The sequence below is a fragment of the Croceibacterium sp. TMG7-5b_MA50 genome (genome assembly GCF_039830145.1).
Taxonomy (GTDB): Bacteria; Pseudomonadota; Alphaproteobacteria; order Sphingomonadales; family Sphingomonadaceae; genus Croceibacterium.
This window is the reverse complement of the sequence record NZ_CP156082.1, coordinates 495,152-521,681: the sequence shown is the minus strand read 5'-3', so window position 1 is coordinate 521,681 and position 26,530 is coordinate 495,152. Positions and strand designations below refer to the sequence as shown.

The following is a 26,530-nucleotide window of genomic DNA, read 5'->3' as shown; positions in this document are numbered from 1 at the left end:
GATCAATGATGTTGCGGCCGCCCTAGAACGCCGCCGCCACCCGTGCAAGCATGCGCGGGGGCGATGGCGGATCATGCGGCGAAGGCGCGCCCTATAGCGATTTCTCGCGAACGCGCAACCGTCACGCCAGCCCTGCGCGATGGCGGGGCCGGACGCCGGCTCACTTCTTCTTGAGCGACAGCCCGCCGAAGCGCTTGTTGAACTGCGCCACGCGGCCACCGGTATCCAGCTGACGCGTACCACCGGTCCAGGCCGGGTGGCTGGTCGGGTCGATGTCGAGCGCCAGCGTGTCGCCTTCCTTGCCCCAGGTAGAGCGGGTTTCGAACACGGTGCCGTCGGTCATCTGCACCTTGATCATGTGGTAGTCGGGGTGGATATCGGCCTTCATGGCGTACAAGTCCTCGTGCATGGGGCCGGTACCGACCGGCTGGGCAATTGGGATGGAAAGCGGCGCCCATAAGGCCATCGGACGGTCATGGCAAGTCGCCGGATCAGGCGGAAGTTGACACTAAGTTGACACCTACCGCTCGGCCCCATTCACGCTTAGGCCGATGCTGTTCAGGCGAATCAGGCAGGGCGGCGCGACCGGGCTTGAGCGCGGTTGAGCCATCCTGCGGGGCTGTAGGAAAGCGCTTTTGCAGTCAGGCCGGCGCATCGGCGATCATGGCGGTGAAGTTCACCTCGCATGTCACCTTCCCTTCCACGCTGGCGACGCCGCGGAACTTGCACACGCGGGCGCGCTTCTGCACGAAACTCGCCTCCAGCGTGAGCAGGCAGCCGGGCTCCACGGGGGCGCGGAACTTCGCCTCGTCGATGGCCATGAAATAGACCAGCTTGCCGCTACCGGCGAGGCCCAGCGTCTCGACCGCTAGGATGCCCGCGGCCTGTGCCAGCGCCTCTATCTGCAAGACGCCCGGCATGATCGGACGGCCGGGGAAATGGCCCTGGAAGAAGCTTTCGTTGAACGACACCGCCTTGATGGCGGTGATGCGCTCGTCCGGCACCAGCTCCGCCACCCGGTCGACCAGCAGCATCGGATAACGGTGCGGCAGCATCGCAAGGATGCCCGCGACGTCCATGGTGCGTGGCTCGGCGACTGGGGTGGCGGCGTCGGTCATCAGCGCCCCTCGACCGGAGTGGTCGCGGCTGCGGCGGGCGCCTGGCCCTGCGCGGCGGCCTGCGCCGCCTGCTGTTCCCGGATCTCGGCCGGGACCCACCCTTCAGGCGGCGTCACCTGGATGGAGGGGAGCAGCGTGTTGAGCTGGTCCAGCACCGCCTGATTGAGGTTCAGCGCGGCCTCCGCATACAGCACCGTGTCGGGCGTCAGCACCAGCGTCACGCCACGCGCCTTGGCCGCGTTCTCGATTGCGGTCGGCAGCTGCGCCTGCACCTGCTCCTCCGCATAGGCCTGGCTCAGCTGCACGGGGGCGATGATCTGCTGCAGCTCGCGCTGGCCGGCCGCCTCGATCTGCTGGATCTGCGCGGCCTGCTGCTGCAGCGCGGCCTGGTCGGCGTTCGGCTGCTGGCTGGCGGTCTGCAACTGGGTGACGAGCGGCTGCAGCTGCTGCTGGATCGCGGTGCGGCGCTGGTTCGCCTGCTCGATCTGCGCCTGGTAGGTGGTCTGGCGCTGCTGCTGCGCGGCGCGGAACGCGTTGGAGCTGGCGATCACCGCCTGGTAGTTGACGACACCGACGGTCTGCGCGGTCTGCGCAGCGACGGGGGCGATGGCGGCAGGTGCGGTCAGCGCGGCGAAAGCGAGGCCGACGGCCAGCGCGGGCTTCAGAAGCTTGGTCATCAGAACTGGGTTCCTACGTTGAACGAGAAGATTTGCGTGTCGTCGCCTTCCGCCTTCAGCAGCGGATAGGCGGCGTTGATGCGGAACGGGCCGAATGGCGAGTTCCAGTCCACCCCGATGCCGATGGCGACGCGCGGCTTGGGCGTGTCACCATAGAACTGCTCCACGAAGGGCGGGAGGGTGAAACGGTTGATCGGTTCGTTGGCGATGCCGGTGGGCGAGGTCGGGTTCGTCACCGCCGTCGTGCCTGTCGGCTGCCCGGCGGCATCGTACACGATCTGCGAATAGAGCTGGTTGCCGTTCGCGTCGCGCGCCGGAATGCCCTGCCCGCCCGGGAACGGGGTGGAGGTCAGCTGCGGCCGGCGGACATTGAACACCGCGCCCGCATCGACGAAGATCGACGGGCGCAGGCCCAGCTCCCGCGCGCCGGAGCTGAGCGGGATCTCCAGCTCCGCCTGGAACAGGTACATGGCGTTGCCGCCCAGCGCGTCGTCCGAATTGCCGCGATCGCGCAAGGGCAGCAGGATGCCGTTGCCGGCCGCATCGCGGGCGTAACCATCGGCCTGTGCCGCGTCGGTCTGGTAGAAGCGCCGAATCACGCGCGGGCCGACGCCCCGGATGTCGAAGCCGCGGATCTGCGGCTCGCCCAGGAAGAAGCGGTCGGTCAGCAGCACGTTGCCGTTGTTGCCCAGCCCCTTGATGTAGCCGCCCTGCGCGCTGAGGTTGAAGATGAAGCCACTGCCGATGTTCCAGTACTTGTCGGCATTGGCGGTGACGCGCGCATACTTAACCGATCCGCCCAGGCCGGCGAGATCGACGCTGAGCACCACGTTCTCGCCCGATGTCGGGCGCACGCGGCTGTTGAGCGTGGAGTAGATCAGCGAACCGCCCAGGATGGAACTGGTCCGGGTGCCGATCGCATCGCACAGGAACCGGCCGGCGATCAGCGGCGAGCACTGGCCGTCGATGAAGTACTGATCCTCGTCCAGCGTCACATCGTCGTAGTTGAACGTGTAGCGGGCAACCGCCGTCATGTACTCCGTCAGCGGCACGCCCGCGCGCAGCGAGATACCGGTCTGCGCCTGTTCGTAGGTCGCCGAATTGCGATCCAGATAGCCGTTGTTGAAATCCCGGCGATAGATGTCGACACCGGCGGAGATGTTCTTGTCGAACAGATACGGCTCGCTGAAGCTGATGCTGCCCGAGCGCGAATAGCGGGAATAGCTGACCGCCAGGCCCACCGTCTGCCCGCGACCGCGGAAGTTGCGCTGCCGGATCGATCCCTGGAAGATGAAGCTTTCGATGGAGGAGAAGCCGGCCGACAGCGACAGTTCGCCCGTCGCCTGTTCCTGCACGTTGGCGTCCAGGATGATGCGGTCCGCGGCCGAGCCATCGACCTGGCTGACCTCGAAATTCTCCTGGAAGTAACCCAGCGAGTTGATGCGCGCGGTGGAGCGCTGCACCTGCAGCGAATTGAAGGCGTCGCCTTCGGTGATGCGGAACTCGCGCCGCACGACCTTGTCCTGCGTCAGCGTGTTGCCGTTGATGTTCACCTGCTCGACATAGACGCGCGGCGCTTCGTTGATGACGAAGCGCACGTTCATCGTCAGGTCTTCCTGGTTGCGCGTGAAGCGGGGCTGCACGTCGGCGAAGGCGTAGCCGTAGGTGCCGGCCAGCTCCGTCATCTGCTCGATCGTGTCCTCGACCAGCTTGGCGTCGTACCAGTCGCCCGACTTCATCGGCAGGTTGGCGCTCATCCGATCGGAATCGAAGTCGCGCAGCTGGCTGTCGACCCCGACCTCACCGAACTTGTAGCGCTCCCCTTCCTCGACCACGTAGGTAATGATGAAGTCGCGCTTGTCGGGCGTCAGTTCCGCCACGGCGGACACAACGCGGAAATCGGCATAGCCGTTCTGGAGATAGAACGCGCGCAGCTGCTGCTGGTCGAAAGCCAGCCGGTCCGGATCGTAGCTGGTGCCGGACGAGAAGATGCGGGTGATGCTGGCGACCTTGGTCACCATCTCGTCGCGCAGCTCGCCGTCGCTGAACGCCTCGTTCCCCAGGATGTTGATCTGGCGGACCTTGGACTTGGGCCCTTCCGTGATCTCGAACACCACGTCCACGCGGTTCTGGTCGAGCTGCACCATCTGTGGCTCCACCGTGGCGGCGAAGCGGCCCTGGCGCTTGTACAGCTCGATGATGCGGGCAACGTCGGCGCGCACCTTCGACCGGGTGAAGATCTGCCGCGGCTCCAGTTGGATCTCCGGCAGGATCTTGTCGTCCTTGATCCGGCGATTGCCTTCCAGCACGATGCGGTTGATGACCGGGTTTTCCACCACGGTGATGACCAGATTGCCGGCATTGTTGTCGATGCGGTAATCCGAAAACAGCTCGGTCGCGGCCAGATCCTTCAGCGCCTGGTCGGCGGCGGCGGGGCTGTAGCGGTCGCCCGGGCGCAGCTTGATGTAGCTGAGGATCGTCTCCGGCTCCAGCCGCTGGGCCCCGGCGACCGCGATGGACCGGATCACCTCGCCCTGTGGCTGCGGCGCGGCGGCAGGGGCGGCCGCGGGGGCCTGCCCCGGTGCGGCCTGGCCCGTGGTGGCAGGCGGCGTAGCCGCCGGAGGCGTGGCTGCGGGCGAGTCCTGCGCCACGGCCACCACCGGCAGGCCGGCCAGCATCGTGCAGCCGAGCAGCGCCGCCATCAGGGGCAAGGCAGTCACTTCAGTATTCCTGGCGGTCATTCCCGTCGGTCCAATCATCTGCATGGATAGCGGCACATCAACCCGGCCCTGTCCGCCGCCCCCGCAGCGTCATGCCGGTTCCCCTCACGCGGTGGAAGCCCGCGCCCTTGCCCCATGCCGGGCGGACGATCAAGCGAGCGTTTGGAAGCTTACGTGCCGCGATCCCCTTGGTCGTTCCCGTGATGCCCCCTCGCGACAAGGTGGGCGGTGCATGGCCTACCGCCCCCAGATGGGCAGCGTGGCAACATCGTTTATCGTCACGAACAGCATCAGCGCCAGCACCAAGGCGATGCCGGTGCGAAATGCCCATTCCTGACTGCGCTGGCTGGCCGGTCGGCGACGGATCGCTTCCGCCGCGTAGAAGGCCAGGTGACCACCATCGAGCGCCGGAATTGGCAGGAGGTTAATGAATGCCAAGTTAATCGAGATCAGGGCGGCGAAGTGGATGAATTGCGGCCAGCCTAGGCTCAGCTGCTCGCCCGAAAACTTGGCGATTTTGATCGGGCCACCCAGTTCCTCCACCGACCGCCGGCCGCTGATGACCTGCCACAGGCCGATCACCATGGTCTCCACGATCTCGCCCGTCTGCCGCACCGCCAGCACCACGGATTCGGCAGGCTGCACCGGCACCAATTGCCCGTCGCCGGAACCAACCCCGATCTGGCCGATGCGGAAGCGGTTGCCGAACCGGTCCTGCTCCTCCACGCTGCGGATGGTGAAGCGATAGGTCAGCTGCCGCCCGCCGCGATCCACCACCAGCGTCACGGGCTCGTCCGGATAGGGGGCGACGAAGCCGCGCACCTCCTCGAACTGCTCGATCGGCTCGCCGTTCAGGCTGACGATGCGATCGCCGAGCGCGACGCCCGCCTGTGCCGCGGCGCCATCTTCCGCCAGCACCTGCACCACCGGCGGCACCTCCACCCGGCCATAGGCGAGGTTGAGGCCGGCGAGGATGGCGATGGCCACTGCGAAGTTGGTGACGGGTCCGGCCGCGACGATCAGCGCCTTCTGCCACAGCGTGCGGGCCTGGAACGTGCGCGCCCGCTCCTCCGCCGGCAGGGCCAGCCACTCGTCGCTCGGCTGGCTGGCAGGGTTCATGTCGCCGGCGAACTGGACATAGCCGCCCAGCGGCAGCGCCGACAGCTTCCAGCGGGTCCCGCGCCGATCGGTGTAGCCGGCCAGCTCCTTGCCGAAGCCGACGGAAAATGCGGTCGCCTGTACGCCGAACCAGCGGCCCACCAGGTAGTGCCCCAGCTCGTGCAGCGTCACCAGCGGCCCCAGCACCAGCAGGAAGCCGATGACCCACATCCACAGCGGGGGGCTCTCGATCATGCTGTCAGGCCGGCCGCAGCATGGTGGTGGCGCGTCGGCGCGCCTCGCCATCGACGGCAAGCACCTCGTCAAGAGTCATGGGCGGCGCGGGGGAATAGGTTTCAAGCACTTGCGCCACAATTTGCGCAATCCGGGTGAATGCAATCTGACCAGACAGGAAGGCTGCCACCGCCACCTCGTTCGCGGCGTTCAGCACGGCCGCTGCGCCGCCGCCCGCCACCACCGCCTCCCGCGCCAGGCGGGTCGCGGGGAAACGGTCCTCGTCAGGCGCGAAGAAGGTGAGCTGGCCGATCGCGGGCAGATCCAGCGGCTTGCACGGCGTGTCCATGCGGCGCGGCCATGCCAAGGTGGAGGCGATCGGCACGCGCATGTCGGCCGGGCCGAGCTGCGCCAGCGTGGAGCCGTCGCGGTATTCCACCATGGAATGGATGACGCTTTGCGGATGGACCACGATCCGCAGCCGTTCATGACCGACGGGGAAGAGGTGGAACGCCTCGATGAATTCCAGCCCCTTGTTGAACATGGTGGCGGAATCGACGCTGATCTTGGCGCCCATCGACCAATTGGGGTGCGCCACCGCCTCCGCCGCGGTCGCACCGCGCAGCCGTTCCAGCGGCCAGTCGCGCAAAGGGCCGCCGCTCGCCGTCAATGTGATGACGGCCACATCGGCGATGTCGTTGCCGGCCAGGCACTGGAAGATCGCGTTATGCTCTGAATCGACCGGCAGCAGCGTGGCGCCATGGCGCCTCACCGCGGCGGTCATCACCTCGCCGGCGGAGACCAGCGCCTCCTTGTTGGCGAGGGCGACCGTCTTGCCGGCGCGGATCGCCGCCATGGTCGGTGCCAACCCCGCGCAGCCGACAATGGCCGCGACCGTCAGGTCGGCCCCTCTTGCCGCCGCATCGACCAGCGCCTGCGCACCGCCAGCCGCCTCGATACCGCTGCCCGCCAAGTGGCCGCGCAGTTCGGGCAGGCACCCCTCGTCAGCGACGACCGCTATGCGCGCCCCGTGCTGCCGCGCCAACCGGGCAAGCTCCGCCGCCTGGCAATTGGCGGTCAGCGCCTCCACCCGCCACTCCTCCGGCTGGCGGCCGACGAGGTCGAGCGTCGAGGCGCCGATCGAGCCGGTCGCACCGAAGATGGAGATGGAACGGGTCACGTGCGCCGCGCAGCTACCACGCACTGCCATAGGTGCCGAGCAGGCCGACGATCAGCGCGACGGGGATGATCCCGTCGACGCGGTCCAGCACCCCGCCATGGCCGGGGATCAGACGGGAGGAATCCTTCACATGCGCCTTGCGCTTCAGCCAGCTTTCCAGGAAGTCGCCAGCCTGCGCCGCCACCGCCAGCCCGGCGCCGACCAGCGCGCCCATCAGCCATTGTCCGGGCGCGATCGCCACCGGCTCGTTCGGGGAAAGGGCGTTCAGCGCCTGGTGCAGCACTGCAGCGACCAAGGTCAGCCACAGCGCCGCCGCGACCATGCCGCCGGCAAGCCCGGCCCAGGTCTTGGACGGGCTGATCCGCGGCGCGATGCGCGGGCCGCCGATGGTGCGCCCACTGAAATAGGCACCGGTATCGGTCGCGATCACCGCCACGACCGCCACCACCAGCACGAAACGCGGCATGCCGATCAGGAACGCCGCGGCGAGGCCGATATAGGCCGCCGCCGCCAGCAGGCCGGCGAGCCGCAGCCGCCAGCGCAGCGTCGCTCGCAGGATCAGCCGCACCGCCTCGCCAAAGGCCAGCACGCCGACCAGCAGCAGGAACGCCTGGAGCACGATGCCGCCCAACGCGAAGGCGGCGCCCGCCAGCACCAGCATGACGATAGCGGAGGCAAGCCGTTTCGGCAGGTCACCCGTGCGCACCGCCAGCGGCACGGTGGCATAACGCTTCGCATGGGCCTTGAACCGGTCGCGCTTGCGCTGCGTCGTACCCTCAACGTCCGCCAAAGCGACGCTCCCGATTGGCGAAGCTCGCCAGCGCTTCTTCCAGGTGCGCGGGCGTGAAATCCGGCCATAGCACCTCGGTGAACCACATCTCCGCATAGGCGGCCTGCCACAGCAGGAAGTTCGACAAGCGCACTTCCCCGCTGGTGCGGATCAGCAGGTCCAGTGGCGGCAGGTCGGCGGTATCGAGATGCGCGGCGATGCTGTCGGCCGTCACCGCACCTTCGGCCGCGGCCTTCGCCGCCGCCCGCGCGATCTCCTGCTGCGAGCCATAGTTCAACGCCACGGCCAGCGTACGGCTGCCGCCGGCGGTCCGCGCCAGCGCGTCTTCCAGCATGTCGACAATATCCGGCGCCAGCGCCTTGTAATCGCCGATGATCTTCAGCCGCACATCGTTGGCGATGAACTCCGGCAGGTCGGACCGGATGAATTGCCGCATCAGCCCCATCAGGTCGCTGATCTCGTCCTCCGGCCGCTTCCAGTTCTCCGACGAGAAGGCATACAGCGTCAGGCAGTCGATCCCCATCGGCTGCAGCGCGCGCACCAGCTTACGCACCGCCTCCACACCGCGCCGGTGCCCCATGGCGCGCGGCAGGTGGAAACGGCGCGCCCAGCGTCCATTCCCATCCATGATGATCGCGACATGGCGCGCACCATGGCCTGCACGCGCCCCACCGGCGGGCGCCGCGGCAGCGTCCAGCGCGCCGGTCCGGGCGCCCCGGTCGCTCACCGCTGCAGGATTTCCTTTTCCTTCGCCTCCGTCGCGGCGTCGACGTCCTTGATGTAACGGTCGGTCAGGGTCTGGACCTCGTCCTCCAGCCGCTTGCGCTCGTCCTCGCTGATCTGCTTCTTCTTCTCGTCATCCTTCAGCAATTCCATCGCATCGCGGCGGACATTGCGGATGGCGATCTTGGCCCCTTCGGCATACTTGCCGGCGAGCTTCGCCAGATCCTTGCGCCGCTCCTCCGTCAGGTCCGGCAGCGGCAGGCGCAGCGTCTGCCCATCGATGCTGGGATTGAGGCCCAGATTGGACCGGGCGATCCCCTTTTCGACCGGGATCACATTGGCCCGGTCCCACACCTGCACGCTCAACATGCGCGGCTCCGGCGCGGAGACGGTGGCGACCTGGTTCAGCGGCATCAGCGCGCCGTAGACCTCCACCATGACCGGATCGAGCAGCGCCACATTGGCGCGGCCGGTACGCAGGCCCGACAGATCACCCTTCAGGCTCTCCACCGCGCCGGTCATCCGCCGCTCGACGTCGGCCTTGTCATACTTCTGCGCCATCAGGCTTCCCCTTGCACGATCGTCTGGACACCCTCGCCCGCCAGCACGCGCGCCAGATTACCCTTCTCGCGGATGGAGAACACCACGATCGGGATCCGGTTGTCGCGGCACAGTGCCACGGCGGAGGCATCCATCACCTTCAGATTGTCACCCAAGACCTTGTCGTAAGTGACTGTGTCGAAACGCTTGGCTGCCGGATCCTTCTTCGGATCGGCATTGTAGACCCCGTCGACGCTGGTGCCCTTCAGCAACGCATCGCACTGCATCTCGGCCGCGCGCAGCGCAGCGCCGGAATCAGTGGTGAAATAGGGTGCACCCACGCCCGCGGCGAAGATCACCACGCGGCCCTTCGCCAGATGACGCTCGGCGCGGCGCCGGATCACCGGCTCGCACACCTGGTCCATGTCAATCGCGGATTGCACCCGCGTCTCCACGCCGAGCTGCTCCAGCGCGCTCTGCATGGCGAGGGCGTTCATGACCGTCGCCAGCATGCCCATGTAATCGGCCTGCGCCCGCTCCATCCCCTGGGCCGCACCGGCCATGCCGCGAAAGATGTTGCCGCCGCCGATTACCAGGCACAGTTCCAGTCCGGTTTCCTTGGCCGCCTTCACCTCCGCCGCCAGTTCCGCCACGAAGGCGGGGTCGATGCCGAATTGCTTCTCCCCCATCAGCACCTCGCCCGACAGCTTCAGCAGGACGCGTTTGGCGGGCGGCATGGACATGGAACGGAAACAACCTTCAGCGGTGGCGGGGACAGGCGCCCTTATAGAGCGGGCGGGGGCGCTGCCAAGGGTGCAGCGGAGCAGATGAAACCACTTACGAAAACGACCGCCGGAGCATTCCTGCCCCGGCGGCCGCCAATTACTCGCAAATGGCGGAAGGATCAGCCCTTAACGGCGGCAGCGACCTCGGCAGCGAAGTCGGTCTGCTCCTTCTCGATGCCCTCACCCAGCTGGTAACGGACATAATCCACCAGGGTGATCGGCTTGCCGGCTTCCTTGCCAGCCTGCGCGACCACGTCCGCGATCGGGGTCTTGTTGTCCATCACGAACAGCTGGCTGAGGAGGGCGTTCTCCTTGGCGAACTTCTTCACCGCGCCATCGACCATCTTCTCCTGCACCGCTTCCGGCTTGCCGCTCTCGGCCGCCTTCTCGCGGGCGATCGCGCGCTCACGCTCGATCACGTCGGCATCCAGGCTGTCGGCGTCCAGCGCCTGCGGGAACGCGGCGGCGATGTGCATCGCGATCTGCTTGCCCAGCGGCTCCAGCACATCGGCGCCGGCTTCGCTCTCCAGCGCGACCAGCACGCCGATCTTGCCCAGGTTCGGCGCCTGCGCATTGTGCATGTAAGGCACGACCAGACCGCTGTTCACGCGCACGCTCTTCATGCGGCGCAGCTGCTGGTTCTCGCCGATGGTGGCGACATTGTCGGTCAGCTTCTCGCCAACGGTGCCGCCGCCGGGGTAGCCGGCATCCTTCAGCGCGTCGATCTCATCGCCGTCCTGCGTCAGCGCTACGCCGGTGACCTTGCGGACGAAGTCCTGGAACTGCTCGTTCTTGGCGACGAAGTCGGTTTCGGAGTTCACCTCCACCGCCACGCCCTTCAGACCCTCGACGGCAACGCCGACCAGGCCCTCGGCCGCGGTGCGGCTGGACTTCTTCTGCGCGGCGGCGAGGCCACGGGCGCGCAGCGCATCCACGGCGGCTTCCACGTCGCCATTGGTCTCGGACAGCGCCTTCTTGCAGTCCATCATGCCCGCGCCAGTCCGTTCGCGCAGGTTCTTGACGTCAGCGGCGGTGTAAGCTGCCATGATCGATAATCCTCTTGAATGAATAGGGGCGCCGGCCCGCTGCACTGGATGGGGTGCGACAGGCCGGCGCTCTGATCCGCCAATGTGACGCAGGCTTTACGCCTGTGCGGGGGCGGCGGTCTCTTCAGCCGGGGCCGGCTCGGCAGCCGCGGGCTCTGCAGCGGCCTCAGCCTCTTCCGGCGGCAGGTCCATGGCGCCGAAATCGGCACCCGAATCCACCACGCCCTGCGTCCGGCCCTGGCTGGCGGCGGCGGCGAGCGCCTCGCAATACAGGCGGACCGCACGGCTGGCGTCGTCATTGCCGGGGATCGGGAAGGCGATGCCGCTGGGATCGACATTGGTGTCGAGCACGGCGACGACCGGGATGCCGAGCACGTTGGCTTCCTTGATCGCCAGCTCTTCCTTGTTGGCGTCGATCACGAACATCACGTCGGGGATGCCGCCCATGTCGCGGATACCGCCCAGCGACAGCTCCAGCTTGTCACGCTCACGCGTCAGCTGCAGCACTTCCTTCTTGGTCAGGCCCGCGGTGTCGCCCGCCAGCTGCTCCTCAAGGGTCTTCAGCCGCTTGATCGACTGGCTGATGGTGCGCCAGTTGGTCAGCATGCCGCCCAGCCAGCGATGATTGACGAAGTGCTGGCCACAGGCGCGCGCGGCCTGAGCGATCGGCTCCTGCGCTTGGCGCTTGGTGCCGACGAACAGCACCTTGCCGCCCGCGCGGGTGGTGGCCGACACGAAGTCCAGCGCGCGCGCCATCAGCGGCACGGTCTGCGACAGGTCGATGATGTGGACGCCATTGCGCGCGCCGAAGATGTACGGCTTCATGCGCGGGTTCCAGCGGTGAGTCTGGTGCCCGAAATGCGCGCCGGCTTCGATCAATTGGTGCATGGAGACGGTGGGAACCGCCATGGGTAATTCCTTTCCGGTTGGTCCTCTGGAAAGCGGGGAACCTGCCGTCGCGGCGGGCACCGGTATGTTTGCCTTCCATGTGAATTTGCCCGCGCCATCCCGATTCGGGGTGCCGCCGACGGCGCTGCCCATACGCGATCAGGCGACGCAAGGCCAGCGGGAATGCCGCGGTGCATGTTCGCTTGACGTTGCAGAACAAATGCGGAACATTGCCGGTGTGAGTCGGCCATCGCCGCCTGCACGGGAGTTTGACGCCATGCCGCACATGCTTGCCCTGCTGTTTGTCGCCGCAACGCTTGGCGCGTTGCTCGTGCTGGCCGATGCCGTCCGCACGCTGGTGCCGGCCGCACGCCTGCTGCTCGGCCCGCAAGAGCTCGCCGCGCAGACGCATTACCGGATGGTGACGGTGCGCCGCACGGCGGCGCCGGTCATTTCGCCAGCGGCGGATCGGCCTCAGGACCGACGGCTGCGGCCGGTGCCGTCGCGGCGGCAGGCGCTGCCGCGCGCCCGCCCGGCGTGGAGCGCTGCCGCCTGAGCCGGGCGTAGCGCACGATGCTGACCGGCAGCAGCGCCAGATAGGCGATCGAAAGAACCGCCAGCGTCGCCCACGGTTCGGTCAGCAGCGCGGCAAAGGTCAGCCCGGCCAGCGCAATTGCCGCCAGCCTGACGCTGGAGCGCGGGCGGAACGAAGTCCAGCTGAGCGTCGCCAGGTTGGAGATCATCAGCCCGGCGACCAGCACCGTCCACACCGCCACCAGCGCGGGTTCGCGGAACACCGGCTCCCCGCTCGCCAGCCATAGATACATCGGTAGGAAGGCGAGGCCCGCACCCAATGGCGCGGGCACGCCGGTCAGGAAGCCGGCCGATTTGTGCGGCTGCTCCTCCATGTCGATGCGGGCATTGAACCGCGCCAGCCGCAGCGCGCAGCAGATGGCGAAGGCCAGCGCCGCGAACCAGCCGAAGCGCGGCAGGTCCTGCAGCGACCACAGGAACAGCACCAATGCGGGTGCCATGCCGAAGCTGAGCGAATCGGCCAGGCTGTCCAGCTCCGCACCGAAGCGCGACTGCGCCTTCAGCAGCCGGGCGATGCGGCCGTCGATGCCATCCAGCAGGCCCGCCAGGATGATGGCGAACAGCGCGCGTTCCCAGTCCCCGGTGATGGCGAAGCGGATGCCAGTCAGGCCGGAACACAGCGCCGCGGCGGTGATTGCGTTGGGGATGACCGCCCGCAGCGCCAGGCCCGGCGCCGGCCGCTGCGCCGAGGCGACCCGATCATCGTCCTCGCTTGCCTTGGGACCCAGCCAGGCACCGCTGTCGGCGGGATCGGGCATGGTGGCGGTCATTGGCTTATTCCTTCGATCAGGCCCTGCCCGCCCAGCTGCGCCAGCACGGTTTCGCCGCAGACAGTCTTCTGACCAAGCACGACCTGCGCATCGGTTCCGGCCGGCAGATACACATCGACCCGGCTGCCGAACCGGATGAGGCCGATCCGCTGGCCCGCCGCCACGATGTCGCCCGGCTTCACGAACGGCACGATGCGCCGCGCGACCAGTCCCGCGATCTGGGTGCAGCCGATCGCCACGCCATCGGCCCGCTCGATCAGCAAATGCTGCCGCTCGTTATCCTCGCTCGCCTTGTCGAGGTCGGCATTCACGAACTTGCCGGGGATGTACACCACCCGGCGAACCGTCCCGGCCACCGGCGCGCGGTTGATGTGGACGTCGAACATCGACATGAAGATGGAGATGCGCGTCACCGGCGCGGCGCCCAGCCCAGCCCGGCCGGCGGCATCCGCCATCTGCAGCTCAACCGGAGGCGGCACGGTGGCGATCATCGTGACCAGCCCGTCGGCCGGTGCGACCACCAGTTCTTCCCCCTGCGGCACCACCCGTTCGGGATCGCGGAAGAAGGCGAACACGCCGGCCGACAGGCACAGCAGCGGCCAGCCGATGATCTCCCAATCCAGCGCGAACAGAAAAAATAAAGCCGCCGCGACCGCGATCAGCCCGAATTTGCGCCCTTCCGGGTGGATCGGCGGCAGCGACCAGGCGGCCGTGCCGCGGCCCTTGTTGTCCAGCAATTCTCCAGCCATCCGCGGATGCTTAGGACCATCACCCACGCGCCACAACCCACAGGCGCGGCTCGCCGCCGTACGGGAACGGCTGATCGGAAGAAAGGGCCGGCTGGTGGACAGGGCTGGATTCGAACCAGCGTACGCTCTCGCGGGCAGATTTACAGTCTGCTGCCATTAACCACTCGGCCACCTGTCCACCGGTTGGCCGGTCACGACGGCATCGCTGCCGCCCTTGTCGAGAGCCCTTCGAAAAGAGCCGCCCGGCCGAGTGAAGCGCGCCCATGCCCAAGGCGCGCTTGCCTGTCAATGGCCACGCTGGCAGGAGGCCGCGCAATGAACAACACAGGAAACGATTGATGGCCAGGCGCAACGACAAGGCTCCCTTGCGCGGGCGCGCTGGACGGATGCAGGGCGGGCGCGGGTCCGGCCGAGCATCACAGGGGGCGGTGCGCCTGTGGGGCCGGCATGCGGTGGAGGCCGCGCTCAAGAACCCGCAGCGCCAGCATCGCAAGCTGTGGGCCACGCGCGAAGGCATCGCATCGCTGGATGGGGAACTGCCGGCCGACTTCCCGGTGGAATATGCCGATGTCGCCGATCTCGGCCGGCTGGTCGCGCGCGATGCCCCGCACCAGGGGCTGGTGCTCGAATGCGCCCCGCTGGAGGAGCTGCACCTTGCCGACGTGATCGCCCCTGACAGCGATACGGAGGAGGCGAACCGCCCCATCGTGATCCTGGACCAAGTGACCGATCCCCACAATGTGGGCGCGATCCTGCGCTCCGCCGCGGCATTCGGCGCCTGCGCGATCGTCACGCAGGATCGGCACGCCCCGCCCGAAAGCGGCGTCGTGGCCAAGTCCGCCAGCGGTGCGCTGGAGATCGTGCCGTGGGTGCGGGTCGTGAACCTCGCCCGCGCGCTGGAGGACCTGGCGGAGGCCGGCTACTGGCGGCTGGGCCTGGCGGGGGAGGCGGACGCCACCCTGGCCGAGGCGCTGCCGGCCGGGCGGGTGGCATTCGTGCTGGGGGCGGAAGGCGAAGGCATGCGGCACAATATCGCCGCGCACTGCGATGCGCTGTGCCGCCTGCCGATCAGCGCCGCGATGGAAAGCCTCAACGTATCCAACGCCGCGGCGATCGCGCTGTACGCGGCGGCGGCGCGATGAATTGGCGGGGCCATGCCGGCCCCGCCCGCCGGGTCAGTTGACCGAATCCTTCAGCGTCTTGCCGGCCTTGAACTTGGGCTGGCTGCTCGCCTTGATCGTCATCGGCTCGCCGGTTCGCGGGTTACGGCCGGTGGACGCCTTGCGCTTGGACACGGTGAAGGTGCCGAAGCCGACCAGGCGGACCTCGTTCCCGCTCTTCAGCGTTTCGGTGATGGTCTCGAACACGCTCTCGACGGCTCTCGTCGTGTCGGTGCGAGACAGGCCACTGGCTTCGGCAACCGCGACGATCAGCTCATTCTTGTTCATGTTCGGCACTAACCCCCATTCCAATCCGTGACTCGGGCAAACGCGCGAAGCTGCCATCACACTCCGGATTGACGGCGGTGTCAAAGCAGGAAGCGGCAGATCGCGTGATACCCCGCTTTTGTCCGGCAGGGGGACAATTGCAAGGGGGGCGCGGCGACCACCGCACCCCCCGGGCAAGCTTTTGCGGCGAACCGACTTTTGTCAGTGCGCGGTGGACGGCGCCGTGGACCCGTGGGCACCGGCAACCGGCGGCTGGCTGGCGAGATCGTCCGCTTCCGACCATTCGATCGGGTCGGGCCGATGCACCAGCGCGCGCGCCAGCACCTCGTCCACATGCTCGACCGCGATGATCTCCAGCCCTTCCTTCACATTGGCGGGAATCTCGGCCAGGTCCTTCTGGTTCTCCGCCGGGATCAGCACGGTGCGGATACCACCGCGCAGCGCGGCCAGCAGCTTCTCCTTCAGCCCGCCGATCGGCAGCACGCGGCCGCGCAAGGTGACCTCGCCCGTCATGGCGACGTCCGGCCGCACCGCGATGCCCGTCAAGGTGGAGACGATCGACGTGACCATGCCGATGCCCGCGCTCGGGCCGTCCTTGGGTACCGCCCCTTCGGGCAGGTGGATGTGGACGTTCTTGCGCGCGAACAGCGACGGCTTGATGCCGTAGGCCGGGCTGCGCGCCTTAACGAAGGAGAACGCCGCCTGCACCGATTCGGTCATCACCTCGCCCAGCTTGCCGGTGGTGCGCACCTCGCCCTTGCCGGGGGTGGTCACGCTCTCGATGGTGAGCAGCTCGCCGCCCACCTCCGTCCAGGCGAGGCCGGTGACGGCACCGACCTGCGCGTCCTCGTCCGACATGCCGTGACGGAACTTGCGAATGCCCGCGAACTCGCCGAGGTTTTCCGGCGTGACCCTGATGCTGGTCGCCTTGCCTTCCAGGATGCGACGCAGGCTCTTGCGCGCCAGCCGGGCGATCTCCCGCTCCAGCGTGCGCACGCCGGCCTCCCGCGTGTAATAACGGATGAGGTCGCGCAGGGCCTCCTCCTCCAGGAAGAACTCCTCCTTCTTCAGGCCGTGCTGGCTAACCTGCTTTTCGATCAGGTGGCGCTGCGCGATCTCGACCTTCTCGTCCTCCGTATAGCCTTCCAGCCGGATGATCTCCATCCGGTCTAGCAGCGGCTGCGGCAAGTTCAGGCTGTTCGCGGTGCACACGAACATGATGTCCGACAGGTCGATGTCGAGCTCCAGGTAATGGTCCTGGAACTTGGCGTTCTGTTCGGGGTCAAGCACCTCCAGCAGCGCACTGGCGGGGTCGCCGCGGAAGTCCTGGCCCAGCTTGTCGATCTCGTCGAGCAGGAACAGCGGGTTGCTTGCCCCCGCCTTGCGCAGGTTCTGCACGATTTTGCCCGGCAGGCTGCCGATATAGGTGCGCCGGTGCCCGCGGATCTCCGCCTCGTCGCGCACACCGCCCAGCGACTGGCGGATGAACTCGCGCCCGGTCGCCTTGGCGATCGACTTGCCAAGGCTGGTCTTGCCCACGCCCGGCGGGCCGACGAGGCACAGGATCGGCCCCTTGAGCTTGTTGGTCCGCGCCTGCACCGCCAGGTACTCGACGATCCGGTCCTTCACCTTGTCCAGCGCATAGTGATCCTGGTCGAGCACCTCCTGCGCCTTGCCGATGTCCTTCTTCAGGCGCGACTTCTTGCCCCATGGCAGGCCCAGCAGCACGTCGAGGTAGTTGCGCACCACCGTCGCCTCCGCGCTCATCGGCTGCATGGAACGCAGCTTCTTCAGCTCGGCCGTCGCCTTGGCACGCGCCTCCGTCGACAGCTTTGTGCTTTCGATCTTGGCTTGCAGCTCGGCGATCTCGTTGCCGTCGCCCTCGTCACCGCCACCCAGCTCGTTCTGGATCGCCTTCAGCTGTTCGTTGAGGTAGTATTCGCGCTGCGTCTTCTCCATCTGCCGCTTCACGCGACCGCGGATCTTGCGCTCCACCTGCATCACCGACAGCTCGCCATCCATGATCGACAGGATCATCTCCAGGCGCTTGGTGGCGCTGGGTTCGGTCAGCAGCGACTGCTTGACGGAGACCTTCGCCTGCAACGCGGCGGCGATGGCATCGGCGAGCTTGCCCGCCTCCTCGATCTGACCCAGCTCCTCCTCGATGTCGTCGGGCAGCTTCTTGCTGTGCTTGGCGTAATCGCCGAACTGTTCGAGGGCAGAGCGCATCATGGCGGTGGCCTCGTCGCCTTCCTCCACCTCGTCCTCCATCGCCTCCACGGTGGCGACCACGTGGTCGTCCGTCGTCTCCAGCGTGTCGAGCCGCGCGCGGGACTGGCCTTCCACCAGCACGCGCACCGTGCCGTCGGGCAGCTTCAGCAATTGCAGCACCTGCGCGATCACACCCACGTCATACAGGTCGTCCGCGCCCGGATCGTCGCAGCCGGGGTCGAGCTGGCTCAGCAGAAAGATGTCCTTGTCACCCTCCATCGCCGCCTCCAGAGCGGCGACCGAACGTTCGCGCCCCACGAACAGCGGCACGACCATGCCGGGGAACACGACGATGTCGCGCAAGGGGAGGAGCGGATAAGTGGTCATAGATCGGATCCCGTCAATCGCGGGGCGCATCGCGGCGCCTCGTTTGATCCGAATATGGGCACCTGCCGCCTTGACTGCAATGCGCAGGGAACCGCTGCCAACAGGATAGCGATGCGCCGGGCGATCGGCGGCCGGGTCGACGCACTCGCCTTTGGCGACGCATCGTGTAGCATCGGCGGGGTGACGACCGGCGCCCCTCCTTCCACACAGCTTACCGGCAGGCGCATCCTGCCGGCGCTGTGGGGCTGGGCGATCCTGCTGGTGGTCCTGCTCTCCGCCACGCCGAGCGGGGCGCAGACCTCCCCCCGCATTGTGGGATCGGCCTTCGATCCGGCCACCCTCTCCGTCACCATCCGCCCGCAGGAACGGGACGAGATCGTGCGGGCGGAGGCCGTCCGGCGCGACGATGCGCTAGCCGACCTGCCGGGAGCGGTGCCGGCGCCGACATGGCACGGTGTGGCCCGTACGCACGACGATCGCGGCAGCCCCCAGCGCGTCACCGCGCGCGGCCCACCCGATCATCCCTTGCTGGCCTTCCGCCACGCCGGACCTGCCCGGGCCCCTCCCACCATCTGATCCGGCCGGGGCGCCACGCGCGCGCCTTTCCCGCATGGGCGGCAGCGCCTGCACGCCCGACATGCTCCCCGCCGCCCACCGGGTGGAAGGAGGTCAAGATGAAGCTTCGACGTAACAAGCCGCCCGCATGGTTCGCACCTGCGCTGGTTGCCGGCGCCATGGCCGCTTGCGGCACGGTGGCGGTGCTGGTCCTCACCCTTCTCGCTTAGGCTCGGCAGGACGATCGCATGCTGCACCATTCACCGCTGATCGCCACGATCGTAGCGGGTCTCGTCGCCGCCTTCTTCATGGGGGCGATCGCCCACCGCCTGCGCATCGCGCCAATCGCCGGCTATCTGGCGGCGGGCGTGCTGGTCGGCCCGTTTACGCCGGGCTTCGTCGCCGACGTGGCGCTGGCCAACGAGCTGGCGGAGCTTGGCGTCATCCTGCTGATGTTCGGGGTCGGCCTGCATTTCTCCCTTCGGGATCTGTTGTCCGTCCGCCACATCGCGGTGCCCGGCGCATTGATCCAGATCGCGGTGGCGACGATGCTCGGCCTCGCGCTCACCTCGTGGCTGGGCTGGTCGCTGGCCGCCGGGCTGGTGTTCGGCCTCGCCTTGTCGGTCGCGAGCACCGTGGTCCTGCTCCGCGCGATGCAGGCGCGCGACCTCCTGGAGACGGAGCGCGGGCGCATCGCCGTCGGCTGGCTGATCGTGGAGGATCTCGCCATGGTCATCGCCCTGGTCCTGCTACCCCCCTTGGCGGAGCTGATCGACGGCGGCGGCGCCTCCGGCGGCAGCGACATCGCCGCGACCATTGGGGTCACGCTGCTGAAGGTCTGCGGCTTCATCGCCTTCATGCTGATCGTCGGACGGCGGATCATTCCGCTGGCCCTGCACTGGGTGGCGCATACCGGATCGCGCGAGCTGTTCCGGCTGGCCGTGCTGGCGATCGCGCTGGGCGTGGCGTTCGGCGCCGCCTCCGTCTTCGACGTGTCGTTCGCGCTGGGCGCCTTCTTCGCCGGCATGATCCTGGGCGAAACGCAATTGTCCCGCCGCGCCGCGGAAGAGACGCTGCCGCTGCGCGATGCCTTCGCCGTGCTGTTCTTCGTGTCGGTGGGCATGCTGTTCGATCCGTCGGTGATCGCGCAGCAGCCGCTGTCGCTGCTGGTGACGGTCGCGATCATCATCCTGGGCAAGTCGGCCGCCGCCTTCGCCATCGTGCGAGCGTTCGGCCATTCGACCCGCACCGCTGTCACCATCGCTGCCAGCCTGGCGCAGATCGGAGAATTCTCTTTCATCCTGGCGGGCCTCGGCACGGATCTGGGTATCCTGCCCGATGCAGGGCGCGACCTGATCCTGGCGGGGGCGATCCTGTCGATCTTCGTCAACCCGGTGGTCTTCACCGCGGCCGCAGGCCGCATCGCCCGCGCGCGGCAGGATGCCATTGACGAGGCCGACGCGATCGAGCGGGAGCGCGAGCGGGAACGGCGCGAACATGTCGTGCTGATCGGCTATGGCCGGGTCGGCCGGCTGTTTGCCGAAGGTGCGCGGCAGTCAGGCCGCGCGCTGGTCATCATCGAGGATCAGCCCGACGTGATGGAGCGGGCCCGCAATGACGGCTTCACCATCGTCCACGGCAATGCCGCATCGATCAGGACCCTGCGGGAAGCCGGCATCGCGGAGGCGGCCAAGCTGGTGATCGCCATTCCGGAAGGGTACGAGGCCGGCGTGATCGCGCAGCGGGCCCGCAAAGCCAATGCGGACCTGACGATTTTCGCGCGCGCGCATTCGGACGAGGAGGTCGCCCATCTGCAACGTCACGGCGCCGACCACGTCGTGATGGGGGAGCGGGAGATCGCCCGCCGGCTCATCGCCATGCTGGCGAGGAGCCGGGAGGCGCCGGGCTGATCGCGCCTTACAGCGGCGGCCCGGGCGACAGCGGCCAGCGGGACAGCGGCTGCTCGCCCCAGTGCGGGGTGATCTCCTCCGGCGCGACCGGCTCCTCCAGGAAGCGCTCGATCTCCCGCGCGGACTGGCGGTAGAACGCAGCGGTCAGCGGGTCGCCGTCGCGCCGGCCCGCCAGATCGTCCGCCAGTGTCGCCAGGCGGTCGAGCACATAATAGCGGGCCTCCGGCGCGGCGTCGTCCGCGGCGCCGAGCTTCATCATCGACAGCATGGCGATGTTCTGCGTCTGGCGCAGCAACGCCCGCTCACCCGCGTCGCCGCGCACCGGCGCGCCCCAAGTCGCCGCCAGCACCGCGTCCACCATCTGCGGGAAGGTCAGCGTGTCGGGCTGGCGCGCAGCCTGCGCCACCATCCGGCGCGAGCGGTCGGCATCGAACAGCGGTTCGATCACGATGCCCGCCAGGATGCGCGCGGCGCGCAACTGGTCGAACACCGCATCGTCCGACATATCCTCCCGATTGACGCCCGGATGCTGCTGCAATTGCGCCAGCAGCGTGTCGGGGATCGCCAGGTGCGCCGGTTCGATCACGTCCAGCATCAGGTCCAGCAGGGTCCGCTGCTCCGCCCCGGCGACTTCCTGCACCGGCGGCAGGGCATCCTCCTGCCCGCGAACGGCGATGTTTTGCAGCTGCCCGCCGATATAGCGTTGGCCGAACTCCACCGCGTAGCGTTCGTGGAGGTAGGCCATCCACAACCGTGTGTCGCGCAGCGTGCCGTAGGGCTCGCCCGCCTTCAGCATTTCCGGCCCGAACTCCGCCAGCGCCACTTCGCGCACGGCGGCGGTATTGCGCAGCTCCGCCTCCGGCCCCGGGCCGTTCACATACCACATGTACCGCGGGTCATCGCCGCCGGTGAACACGATACCCTGCTGCCGCATGTCGGCGACCACGCCGTTCAGCCCCGCCTGCTCCTGCCCCTCGGCAAAGGGAGTGTAGGCATAGCGGGTCATCCAGGTGTCGTAGGTGCCGATCTCCTTCTGGTAGGCATCGCTGAGGTCGATCCTGCCATCCTTCACCGTCACCTTCGGCACCGGATATTCCATCACGCTGGACCGGTCGTTGAAGTTGGAGTTCCACGCATGGGAGAAGCCAAGCGTGTGCCCCAGCTCGTGCGCGGTCAGCACCGCCTGCCGCTGAAACGCCAGATCGCGCTGACCGACGGGCATGGCGTTGAAGGCGTCGGTGCTGGTCAGCGCCGGATCGGCCACCAGCAGCCCAGACCCGTCACCCGGCAGTGCGCCGCTGTAGATGTCCCAGTAATTGCCCACCGTACGCATGCGGTACGTATCCATGTGGGTCTTGGAGCCCAGGATCTCCCCCGTGCGCGGATCGCCGAAATTGCCGGAGGAAGAGAAGCCGCGTCCGTCGCGCTGGATCCACAGGACATAGGCGTAGCGGATGTCCATCGGGTCCATGTCGGCCGGCGCGTCGCGCGCCTCGATCGCGTTGATGAAGCCGGCCGCCTCGAACGCCTTGTTCCACCACAGCAGCCCTTCCTTCATCGCCTGGCGGATGGGATCGGGGATCGCGGGGTCGAAGTAATAGACGATCGGCTTCACCGGCTCGCTCATCGGTGCGGCCGGGTCCTTCTTCTCCAGCCGCCAGCGGCGCACCCAGTTGGTGAACGGGTTGTCGTCGATCGGCTTGCTGAAATCCTGGAACTGGATGGAACCGACGCCGATCCGCGGGTCTGCCGCCCGCGGGACATAGCCGGTGGGCGCCTTCAGGAACGAATGATGGATGCGGATCGTGAAGGTGTCGGGCGACGGCATCACCTGCGACACCGCCACGCCGGGCGCGGGGCTGGTGAAGCTGGCGATCGTCTCGATCTCCGTGTTCTCGGGGAAGGCCTTCATCCGGTCGGGGTAGAAAGCACTCTTGCCCGCATCGAACCGGAACTCGCCCTGCCCGGACCGCTTCAGCCGGTTGGCGACATAGCCGGCATCGCGCATGAACAGCGAAGTGCCGTCCACCACCACGCGGCCGCTGGCATCGGACACCACCGGCAGCACCGCCAGGACCGAACTGGGGAAGCTGTCCGTCACCCCCGCCTGCGTCGCCGCGCTGCCCTGGGTCGCGCGGTAATCGAGGTTGATCTGGTTCACGACCACCTGGTCGCCGGAGCGCACGAAGTGGATCACCGCGGTGTAGATGACCCCGCGATCCATGCCGACCTGCACCGATCCGGGATTGGTCGCGGCGGAGACGTAATACAGCACGTCCTCGTCAAAGGCAGGCACTTCCAGCAGCACCTTGCCCTTGGCGGCATCAAACCAGAACGGCACGTAGCCATCGGTCCGCTGCAGCCCGGACAGCGCGGCCTGCGCCATCGCCGGCTGCGTCAGCGCGACCGGCCCGCCCGCGGCCAGCAGCAGCGCCGCCCCGGCCAGCAGCACGCCGCGCAGTTTGCTTCCCGTCACCATCATTATTCGCCCCCGTCACAATACCCGCCGATGTCTAGCGGGATCAGGGCGTTGGTTCACGGCGAATGTTGCATCGCACCATCAAAATCGTGGTGGATAATTGCGCATCTCCTCTGCCACAGGCAGAAAAGATGCGCTGCTTGGTTCAGCTGAAACCGGGGATGTTCAGACCCGGCGGCAGGCCCATGCCCGACTGGATGGACTGCATCTCCTGATTGGCGGCCTGGTCGGCCTTGGCCCGTGCATCGTTGAACGCGGCGGTGACCAGGTCTTCAAGCATCTGCTTGTCCTCCGGCACGATCAGGCTGTCGTCGATCGCCACGCCCAGGATGCGGCCCTTGGCGGTGCAGCGGATCTTCACCAGTCCGCCGCCGGCGGTGCCTTCCACCTCGACATTGTCGAGCTTGGCCTGCGCCTCGTTCATCTGCTTCTGGATCGTCTCGGCCGCCTGTTGCGCGGCCTTCATCATCTCTTCCATGGACTTCATCGTGCGTCTCTCCGCTTGGCGCCGGCACCGGCGCGCTCTTCCTCGATAAGTTCGGCCCCGGGGAACGCGGCGAATGCCGCCTCCACCAGCGGGTCGGCGCGCACCCGCGCCCGTTCCGCCTCCTTCGCGGCCTCCGCTTCCTCGCGCAAGGAGGGGGCGCCCTGCCCGGCGCCGCGTTCCACCTGCCACTTGGTCCCGGTGGCGATGCGCAACGCATCGCGCAACTGCGCCGCAGGATCCTCATGCAGGCCGGGGGCAAGCTGGTACACCAGCCGACCGGGCGCCAGCTCGATCACTCGCAGCCAGTCCCGCATCAGATTGGCCGCGATCAGTTGCCCGGCATCGTCCACCTGCTCGCACAGGTCGCGCCAGTCCATCGCCGGCGCGGCGGCTTGCACCTGGCCGCCGGTTCCGTCCTCGCCCGCCGGTACGGCCGCGGGCGCGCGCGACAGCATATCCGTCAACTGGGTGGCGAGCGTGCCCGGATCGGGCAGATCGGCGGCATGGGTCACGCGCAGCAACGCCATCTGGGCCGAGGCCAGCGGATCGGGCGCGGTCCGCACCTCCTCGTGCCCCTTCAGCAGCAATTGCCACAGCCGATGGACCTGCCCGGGCGACAGGCGCGCGGCCCAGCCTTCCACATCGGCGCGCTCCTCCAGCGTGGGGGCATCGCTGGTGCCGCCGCCCACCTGCGTTACCGCGACCTGGTGCGCCACGTCCATCAGCGCGCGCATCAACGCCAGCGGATCGACGCCCAGCGCGTACTGCCGGCCGACCTCCTCCAGCATGGCGGCCGCCTCGCCGCCCAAGAGGCTGGCGAACAGCCGCCGCCGCGCGCCCTTGTCGGCCAGCCCCAGCATGTCGCGCACCCGTTCCGCCGTGACGGTCCCGTCGGTGTCGCTGTCGGCATGGGCGATTGCCTGGTCCAGGATGGACAGGCCGTCGCGCACCGATCCTTCGGCGGCGGCGGCGACCATGGCCAGCGCCTCCTCCTCCGCCGCGACGCCTTCCTGCCGGCAGACGCTGGCGAAATGTTCGCGCAGCATGGCGGCGGGGATGCGCCGCAGGTCGAAGCGCTGCGTCCGGCTCAGTACCGTGACCGGCAGCTTGTCCACCTCCGTGGTGGCGAACAGGAACTTCACATGCGCCGGCGGCTCCTCCAGCGTCTTCAGCAGCGCGTTGAACGCATTGCGGGACAGCATGTGGACTTCGTCGATTATGTAGATCTTGTAGCGGGCGCTGACCGCGGCATAGCGCACCGCCTCGATGATCTCGCGCACGTCGTCGACGCCGGTATGGCTGGCGGCGTCCATCTCGATAACGTCGATATGGCGGCCCTCCGCGATGGCGACGCATGGCTCGCACACACCGCACGGGTCGATCGTCGGGCCGCCCTGCCCGTCGGGGCCGATGCAGTTCAACGCCTTGGCGATCAGGCGCGCGGTGCTGGTCTTCCCCACCCCGCGCACACCCGTCATCAGGAAAGCATGGGCCAACCGGCCGCGCGCGATGGCGTTCGCCAGCGTGCGGACCATCGGTTCCTGCCCGATCAGCTGGCTGAAGGTCTGCGGGCGGTATTTGCGGGCCAGCACGCGATAGGGTTGGCCATCGGCAGTCGGCGGCGGGGACGCGGCAGGTGCGGGCGCGGCAACCACCGGCGCGGCCTTCGCCGGGGCGGGATCGCCGAACATCGCCGACTGGCCGGCCGCCTCCAGCTCCGCCGCACTGGCACGATCGGCCTCGGGTTCGGGAGGCGGGGCGGCAGAATCGCCGAACATGTCAGGAAGGTCGTTCACACGCGCAATCTAGGGGCGCAGGCCCGCGCTGTCGAACCCGCGGGCGTCACATCGGCGAGCGTGCCGGGGAAAAGTTGCGAGTGAAATAGGAGCCGGGCGACCCGCTGCCATCCGTTGTGGCTGCTTCCTTCCGGACCTGACCAGGTTGGCGGACGCGAACGTCCACCCGACTCCCGCGCCGCATATGGACGGGAGACGAGCGGGACGCAAGGGTCGCAATCATTCCGTCAGGTTGGTGCTCAGCATCGTATAAGGCGGCTGGATGTATTCCAGCGCGCTTGCGGCAGCCCGGCCGTAGCGATTGCCCCCGGCAAAGCGGCGGACCAGCTCGCTGAAATTGAGCGACACGCCGGCGAAGATGTGCCGCTTGGGCCGGATACCCGCCTCCCGGTCAGGGTTGGTGAAATCCTCCGCCCGGTAGCCGAGGTCGAGCTCGATATAGCGGAGCGGCGTGTCCCTCAGCCCTTCGAACCCGGCCAGCTTCAGCGCGAAGAAGTGCCATTGCGCTTCGAAATGCTTCTTGCCGGAAAAACGGTAGCGGCCTTCCTGCGGCTGGATCATCAGTCGGAAATCGAGCTTCTGGTCGAGACCGGGCACGCTGTTGCGCAGGACGGAGAAGCCGGCGCCGAGGCCGTTGAAGGTCACATCCTCCCACGACCAGCCGCCGCTGCTTTCGATCGAATCCCAGAACTCGGTGTACAGCATCGCTCCGAAGCCGAGCGCGGCGGCGGTGTATTCGATGCCTGGCGCATCGCCCGTCTTGCGGCTCAGCCGATGGTGCAGCAATTCGGAGATGACATAAGAGCTGTAGGCGTGGGCCAGCTTGTCGACACCCATATTGTTCGTGTCGCGCCCGAACCAGCCTTCCACCTGCCCGTGCGGCCAGCGCGGGTCGTCGAACAGCTTGGCCCCGTTGGTGAGCGTGTAGTACGCCATCACCGCGCCGAATTCCCATTTCACTGCGTCGGCCTGCGACGCGAAGCTCAGCCGTTGCCCCCCGGTCTTCGGATCGGCCCAGCGGTCCAGCCGCGCCTGCGTGGGCGCCGGCGGGCCGTAGGTGTCCGTGACCTGCGGCAGCAGCGCCACCGACGCGGAATCGGCGGGCGGGGTGGACAGCGTGTCGACGGTGATGCGCGACAGGTCCGCGGGCCCCGGCGTCAGGCGCCAGTCGGTCACGGCCAGTCGCGGCAGGTCGGCGGTGATGACGGACAGGTCGGGACCCGGCGAGAGGTCGGACGCTGCGGCCGGGAAGGCCAGCGTCAGGGCCGTGGTGGCGGCGATCAGGGCGCCGGGGATGCGGTGCAACGGTACTTCCTTGTCGGCCATGCCCCGGCAGATGCCGCAG

24 protein-coding genes, 1 tRNA gene and 1 other RNA gene are annotated in these 26,530 nt (G+C 67.9%); 4 read left to right on the top strand and 22 right to left on the bottom strand.

Annotated features, from left to right (window positions below; all coding sequences use genetic code 11):
* Positions 1-160: 160 nt before the first annotated feature.
* The 12 genes from rpmE to rpsB all read right to left on the bottom strand — a co-directional run bounded on the left by rpmE (position 161) and on the right by rpsB (position 11,820).
* On the bottom strand, positions 161-388 hold the full coding sequence (rpmE, locus tag V5740_RS02630; RefSeq protein WP_121116886.1) for a 50S ribosomal protein L31: 228 nt from the start codon (positions 386-388) through the stop codon (positions 161-163).
* 253 nt (positions 389-641) lie between these two features.
* Positions 642-1,118 carry a 3-hydroxyacyl-ACP dehydratase FabZ gene (gene fabZ, locus V5740_RS02625; RefSeq protein ID WP_347303537.1) on the bottom strand — a complete coding sequence of 159 codons (477 nt, stop codon included), beginning with the start codon at positions 1,116-1,118 and terminating at the stop codon, positions 642-644.
* On the bottom strand, positions 1,118-1,795 hold the full coding sequence (locus tag V5740_RS02620) for an OmpH family outer membrane protein (RefSeq protein WP_347303536.1): 678 nt from the start codon (positions 1,793-1,795) through the stop codon (positions 1,118-1,120). Before V5740_RS02620 ends, fabZ begins: the two co-directional genes overlap by 1 nt.
* Positions 1,795-4,497: an outer membrane protein assembly factor BamA gene (gene bamA, locus V5740_RS02615; RefSeq protein ID WP_347304424.1), complete on the bottom strand. Its 2,703-nt coding sequence runs from the start codon at positions 4,495-4,497 to the stop codon at positions 1,795-1,797. The genes V5740_RS02620 and bamA overlap by 1 nt, the downstream gene beginning before the upstream one ends.
* Before the next feature lie 255 nt (positions 4,498-4,752).
* Entirely contained in the window at positions 4,753-5,868 is a 1,116-nt protein-coding gene (rseP, locus tag V5740_RS02610; protein ID WP_347303535.1) for an RIP metalloprotease RseP, read from the bottom strand.
* Positions 5,869-5,872: 4 nt separating this feature from the next.
* Complete coding sequence (locus V5740_RS02605; protein WP_347303534.1) at positions 5,873-7,027, bottom strand: 1-deoxy-D-xylulose-5-phosphate reductoisomerase; 1,155 nt, start codon at positions 7,025-7,027, stop codon at positions 5,873-5,875.
* Between the two features lie 13 nt (positions 7,028-7,040).
* Positions 7,041-7,817 carry a phosphatidate cytidylyltransferase gene (locus V5740_RS02600; protein WP_347303533.1) on the bottom strand — a complete coding sequence of 259 codons (777 nt, stop codon included), beginning with the start codon at positions 7,815-7,817 and terminating at the stop codon, positions 7,041-7,043.
* Positions 7,804-8,445, bottom strand: a complete 642-nt coding sequence (gene uppS / locus V5740_RS02595) for a polyprenyl diphosphate synthase (protein WP_347304423.1) — start codon at positions 8,443-8,445, stop codon at positions 7,804-7,806. The genes V5740_RS02600 and uppS overlap by 14 nt, the downstream gene beginning before the upstream one ends.
* 95 nt (positions 8,446-8,540) lie before the next feature.
* Positions 8,541-9,101: a ribosome recycling factor gene (gene frr, locus V5740_RS02590; protein ID WP_347303532.1), complete on the bottom strand. Its 561-nt coding sequence runs from the start codon at positions 9,099-9,101 to the stop codon at positions 8,541-8,543.
* Positions 9,101-9,823, bottom strand: coding sequence for a UMP kinase (gene pyrH, locus V5740_RS02585; protein ID WP_347303531.1), 723 nt, complete (start codon positions 9,821-9,823; stop codon positions 9,101-9,103). Before pyrH ends, frr begins: the two co-directional genes overlap by 1 nt.
* A 161-nt stretch (positions 9,824-9,984) precedes the next feature.
* Entirely contained in the window at positions 9,985-10,911 is a 927-nt protein-coding gene (gene tsf / locus V5740_RS02580) for a translation elongation factor Ts (protein WP_347303530.1), read from the bottom strand.
* A 96-nt stretch (positions 10,912-11,007) separates the two neighbouring features.
* Positions 11,008-11,820 carry a 30S ribosomal protein S2 gene (rpsB, locus tag V5740_RS02575; protein WP_347303529.1) on the bottom strand — a complete coding sequence of 271 codons (813 nt, stop codon included), beginning with the start codon at positions 11,818-11,820 and terminating at the stop codon, positions 11,008-11,010.
* Between rpsB and V5740_RS02570 the strand changes: the two genes are divergently transcribed.
* Positions 11,798-12,355, top strand: coding sequence for a hypothetical protein (locus V5740_RS02570; protein WP_347303528.1), 558 nt, complete (start codon positions 11,798-11,800; stop codon positions 12,353-12,355). The two genes, rpsB and V5740_RS02570, sit on opposite strands and share 23 nt — an antisense overlap.
* Here V5740_RS02570 and V5740_RS02565 read toward each other — a convergent pair.
* The 3 genes from V5740_RS02565 to V5740_RS02555 all read right to left on the bottom strand — a co-directional run bounded on the left by V5740_RS02565 (position 12,249) and on the right by V5740_RS02555 (position 14,090).
* On the bottom strand, positions 12,249-13,163 hold the full coding sequence (locus V5740_RS02565) for a phosphatidylcholine/phosphatidylserine synthase (protein WP_347303527.1): 915 nt from the start codon (positions 13,161-13,163) through the stop codon (positions 12,249-12,251). The genes V5740_RS02570 and V5740_RS02565 overlap by 107 nt on opposite strands.
* Positions 13,160-13,912, bottom strand: coding sequence for a phosphatidylserine decarboxylase (locus V5740_RS02560; RefSeq protein WP_347303526.1), 753 nt, complete (start codon positions 13,910-13,912; stop codon positions 13,160-13,162). Before V5740_RS02560 ends, V5740_RS02565 begins: the two co-directional genes overlap by 4 nt.
* A gap of 92 nt (positions 13,913-14,004) precedes the next feature.
* Positions 14,005-14,090: transfer RNA gene (locus tag V5740_RS02555), tRNA-Tyr, on the bottom strand.
* A gap of 160 nt (positions 14,091-14,250) precedes the next feature.
* Here V5740_RS02555 and rlmB point away from each other — a divergent pair.
* Complete coding sequence (rlmB, locus tag V5740_RS02550; protein ID WP_347303525.1) at positions 14,251-15,054, top strand: 23S rRNA (guanosine(2251)-2'-O)-methyltransferase RlmB; 804 nt, start codon at positions 14,251-14,253, stop codon at positions 15,052-15,054.
* A gap of 33 nt (positions 15,055-15,087) precedes the next feature.
* Here rlmB and V5740_RS02545 read toward each other — a convergent pair whose 3' ends face one another.
* Together V5740_RS02545 and lon are read right to left on the bottom strand one after the other, a co-directional pair.
* The gene (locus V5740_RS02545; RefSeq protein ID WP_347303524.1) at positions 15,088-15,360 is read right to left on the bottom strand and encodes an HU family DNA-binding protein; all 273 of its coding nucleotides are present in this window, start codon (positions 15,358-15,360) and stop codon (positions 15,088-15,090) included.
* A gap of 201 nt (positions 15,361-15,561) precedes the next feature.
* Positions 15,562-17,958 (bottom strand): endopeptidase La, encoded by a 2,397-nt coding sequence (gene lon / locus V5740_RS02540; protein WP_347303523.1) that lies wholly within the window; start codon positions 17,956-17,958, stop codon positions 15,562-15,564.
* Between the two features lie 111 nt (positions 17,959-18,069).
* Here lon and V5740_RS02535 point away from each other — a divergent pair, with 111 nt between their 5' ends.
* Both V5740_RS02535 and ybaL read left to right on the top strand, forming a co-directional pair.
* Positions 18,070-18,534, top strand: a complete 465-nt coding sequence (locus V5740_RS02535; protein ID WP_347303522.1) for a hypothetical protein — start codon at positions 18,070-18,072, stop codon at positions 18,532-18,534.
* 227 nt (positions 18,535-18,761) lie between these two features.
* On the top strand, positions 18,762-20,423 hold the full coding sequence (gene ybaL / locus V5740_RS02530; RefSeq protein WP_347303521.1) for a YbaL family putative K(+) efflux transporter: 1,662 nt from the start codon (positions 18,762-18,764) through the stop codon (positions 20,421-20,423).
* A 7-nt stretch (positions 20,424-20,430) separates the two neighbouring features.
* On the opposite strand, the gene V5740_RS02525 is transcribed toward ybaL, so the two are convergent.
* From V5740_RS02525 to V5740_RS02505, 5 genes are all read right to left on the bottom strand, one after another.
* Entirely contained in the window at positions 20,431-22,905 is a 2,475-nt protein-coding gene (locus V5740_RS02525) for a zinc-dependent metalloprotease (RefSeq protein WP_347303520.1), read from the bottom strand.
* Positions 22,906-23,047: 142 nt separating this feature from the next.
* Positions 23,048-23,389: a YbaB/EbfC family nucleoid-associated protein gene (locus tag V5740_RS02520; protein WP_347303519.1), complete on the bottom strand. Its 342-nt coding sequence runs from the start codon at positions 23,387-23,389 to the stop codon at positions 23,048-23,050.
* On the bottom strand, positions 23,386-25,167 hold the full coding sequence (locus V5740_RS02515) for a DNA polymerase III subunit gamma/tau (protein ID WP_347304422.1): 1,782 nt from the start codon (positions 25,165-25,167) through the stop codon (positions 23,386-23,388). Before V5740_RS02515 ends, V5740_RS02520 begins: the two co-directional genes overlap by 4 nt.
* A gap of 100 nt (positions 25,168-25,267) precedes the next feature.
* An RNA gene (gene ffs / locus V5740_RS02510) (signal recognition particle sRNA small type) lies at positions 25,268-25,362 on the bottom strand.
* Between the two features lie 42 nt (positions 25,363-25,404).
* The gene (locus V5740_RS02505) at positions 25,405-26,511 is read right to left on the bottom strand and encodes a DUF2279 domain-containing protein (protein WP_347303518.1); all 1,107 of its coding nucleotides are present in this window, start codon (positions 26,509-26,511) and stop codon (positions 25,405-25,407) included.
* Positions 26,512-26,530 lie beyond the last annotated feature (19 nt).

What these genes read in the sequence shown, in the direction of transcription:
- rpsB (WP_347303529.1), bottom strand. Translation starts at nt 11,820, where the DNA reads ATGGCGGTTCCCACCGTCTCCATGCACCAATTGATCGAAGCCGGCGCG.
- V5740_RS02570 (WP_347303528.1), top strand. Translation starts at nt 11,798, where the DNA reads ATGGAGACGGTGGGAACCGCCATGGGTAATTCCTTTCCGGTTGGTCCT.
- V5740_RS02565 (WP_347303527.1), bottom strand. Translation starts at nt 13,163, where the DNA reads ATGACCGCCACCATGCCCGATCCCGCCGACAGCGGTGCCTGGCTGGGT.
- lon (WP_347303523.1), bottom strand. Translation starts at nt 17,958, where the DNA reads ATGACCACTTATCCGCTCCTCCCCTTGCGCGACATCGTCGTGTTCCCC.
- V5740_RS02560 (WP_347303526.1), bottom strand. Translation starts at nt 13,912, where the DNA reads ATGGCTGGAGAATTGCTGGACAACAAGGGCCGCGGCACGGCCGCCTGG.
- V5740_RS02520 (WP_347303519.1), bottom strand. Translation starts at nt 23,389, where the DNA reads ATGAAGTCCATGGAAGAGATGATGAAGGCCGCGCAACAGGCGGCCGAG.
- fabZ (WP_347303537.1), bottom strand. Translation starts at nt 1,118, where the DNA reads ATGACCGACGCCGCCACCCCAGTCGCCGAGCCACGCACCATGGACGTC.
- frr (WP_347303532.1), bottom strand. Translation starts at nt 9,101, where the DNA reads ATGGCGCAGAAGTATGACAAGGCCGACGTCGAGCGGCGGATGACCGGC.
- uppS (WP_347304423.1), bottom strand. Translation starts at nt 8,445, where the DNA reads ATGGATGGGAATGGACGCTGGGCGCGCCGTTTCCACCTGCCGCGCGCC.
- ybaL (WP_347303521.1), top strand. Translation starts at nt 18,762, where the DNA reads ATGCTGCACCATTCACCGCTGATCGCCACGATCGTAGCGGGTCTCGTC.
- tsf (WP_347303530.1), bottom strand. Translation starts at nt 10,911, where the DNA reads ATGGCAGCTTACACCGCCGCTGACGTCAAGAACCTGCGCGAACGGACT.
- pyrH (WP_347303531.1), bottom strand. Translation starts at nt 9,823, where the DNA reads ATGTCCATGCCGCCCGCCAAACGCGTCCTGCTGAAGCTGTCGGGCGAG.
- V5740_RS02515 (WP_347304422.1), bottom strand. Translation starts at nt 25,167, where the DNA reads ATGTTCGGCGATTCTGCCGCCCCGCCTCCCGAACCCGAGGCCGATCGT.
- V5740_RS02505 (WP_347303518.1), bottom strand. Translation starts at nt 26,511, where the DNA reads ATGGCCGACAAGGAAGTACCGTTGCACCGCATCCCCGGCGCCCTGATC.
- bamA (WP_347304424.1), bottom strand. Translation starts at nt 4,497, where the DNA reads ATGGCGGCGCTGCTCGGCTGCACGATGCTGGCCGGCCTGCCGGTGGTG.
- V5740_RS02620 (WP_347303536.1), bottom strand. Translation starts at nt 1,795, where the DNA reads ATGACCAAGCTTCTGAAGCCCGCGCTGGCCGTCGGCCTCGCTTTCGCC.
- V5740_RS02525 (WP_347303520.1), bottom strand. Translation starts at nt 22,905, where the DNA reads ATGATGGTGACGGGAAGCAAACTGCGCGGCGTGCTGCTGGCCGGGGCG.
- rlmB (WP_347303525.1), top strand. Translation starts at nt 14,251, where the DNA reads ATGGCCAGGCGCAACGACAAGGCTCCCTTGCGCGGGCGCGCTGGACGG.
- V5740_RS02535 (WP_347303522.1), top strand. Translation starts at nt 18,070, where the DNA reads ATGCGCCGGGCGATCGGCGGCCGGGTCGACGCACTCGCCTTTGGCGAC.
- rseP (WP_347303535.1), bottom strand. Translation starts at nt 5,868, where the DNA reads ATGATCGAGAGCCCCCCGCTGTGGATGTGGGTCATCGGCTTCCTGCTG.
- V5740_RS02545 (WP_347303524.1), bottom strand. Translation starts at nt 15,360, where the DNA reads ATGAACAAGAATGAGCTGATCGTCGCGGTTGCCGAAGCCAGTGGCCTG.
- rpmE (WP_121116886.1), bottom strand. Translation starts at nt 388, where the DNA reads ATGAAGGCCGATATCCACCCCGACTACCACATGATCAAGGTGCAGATG.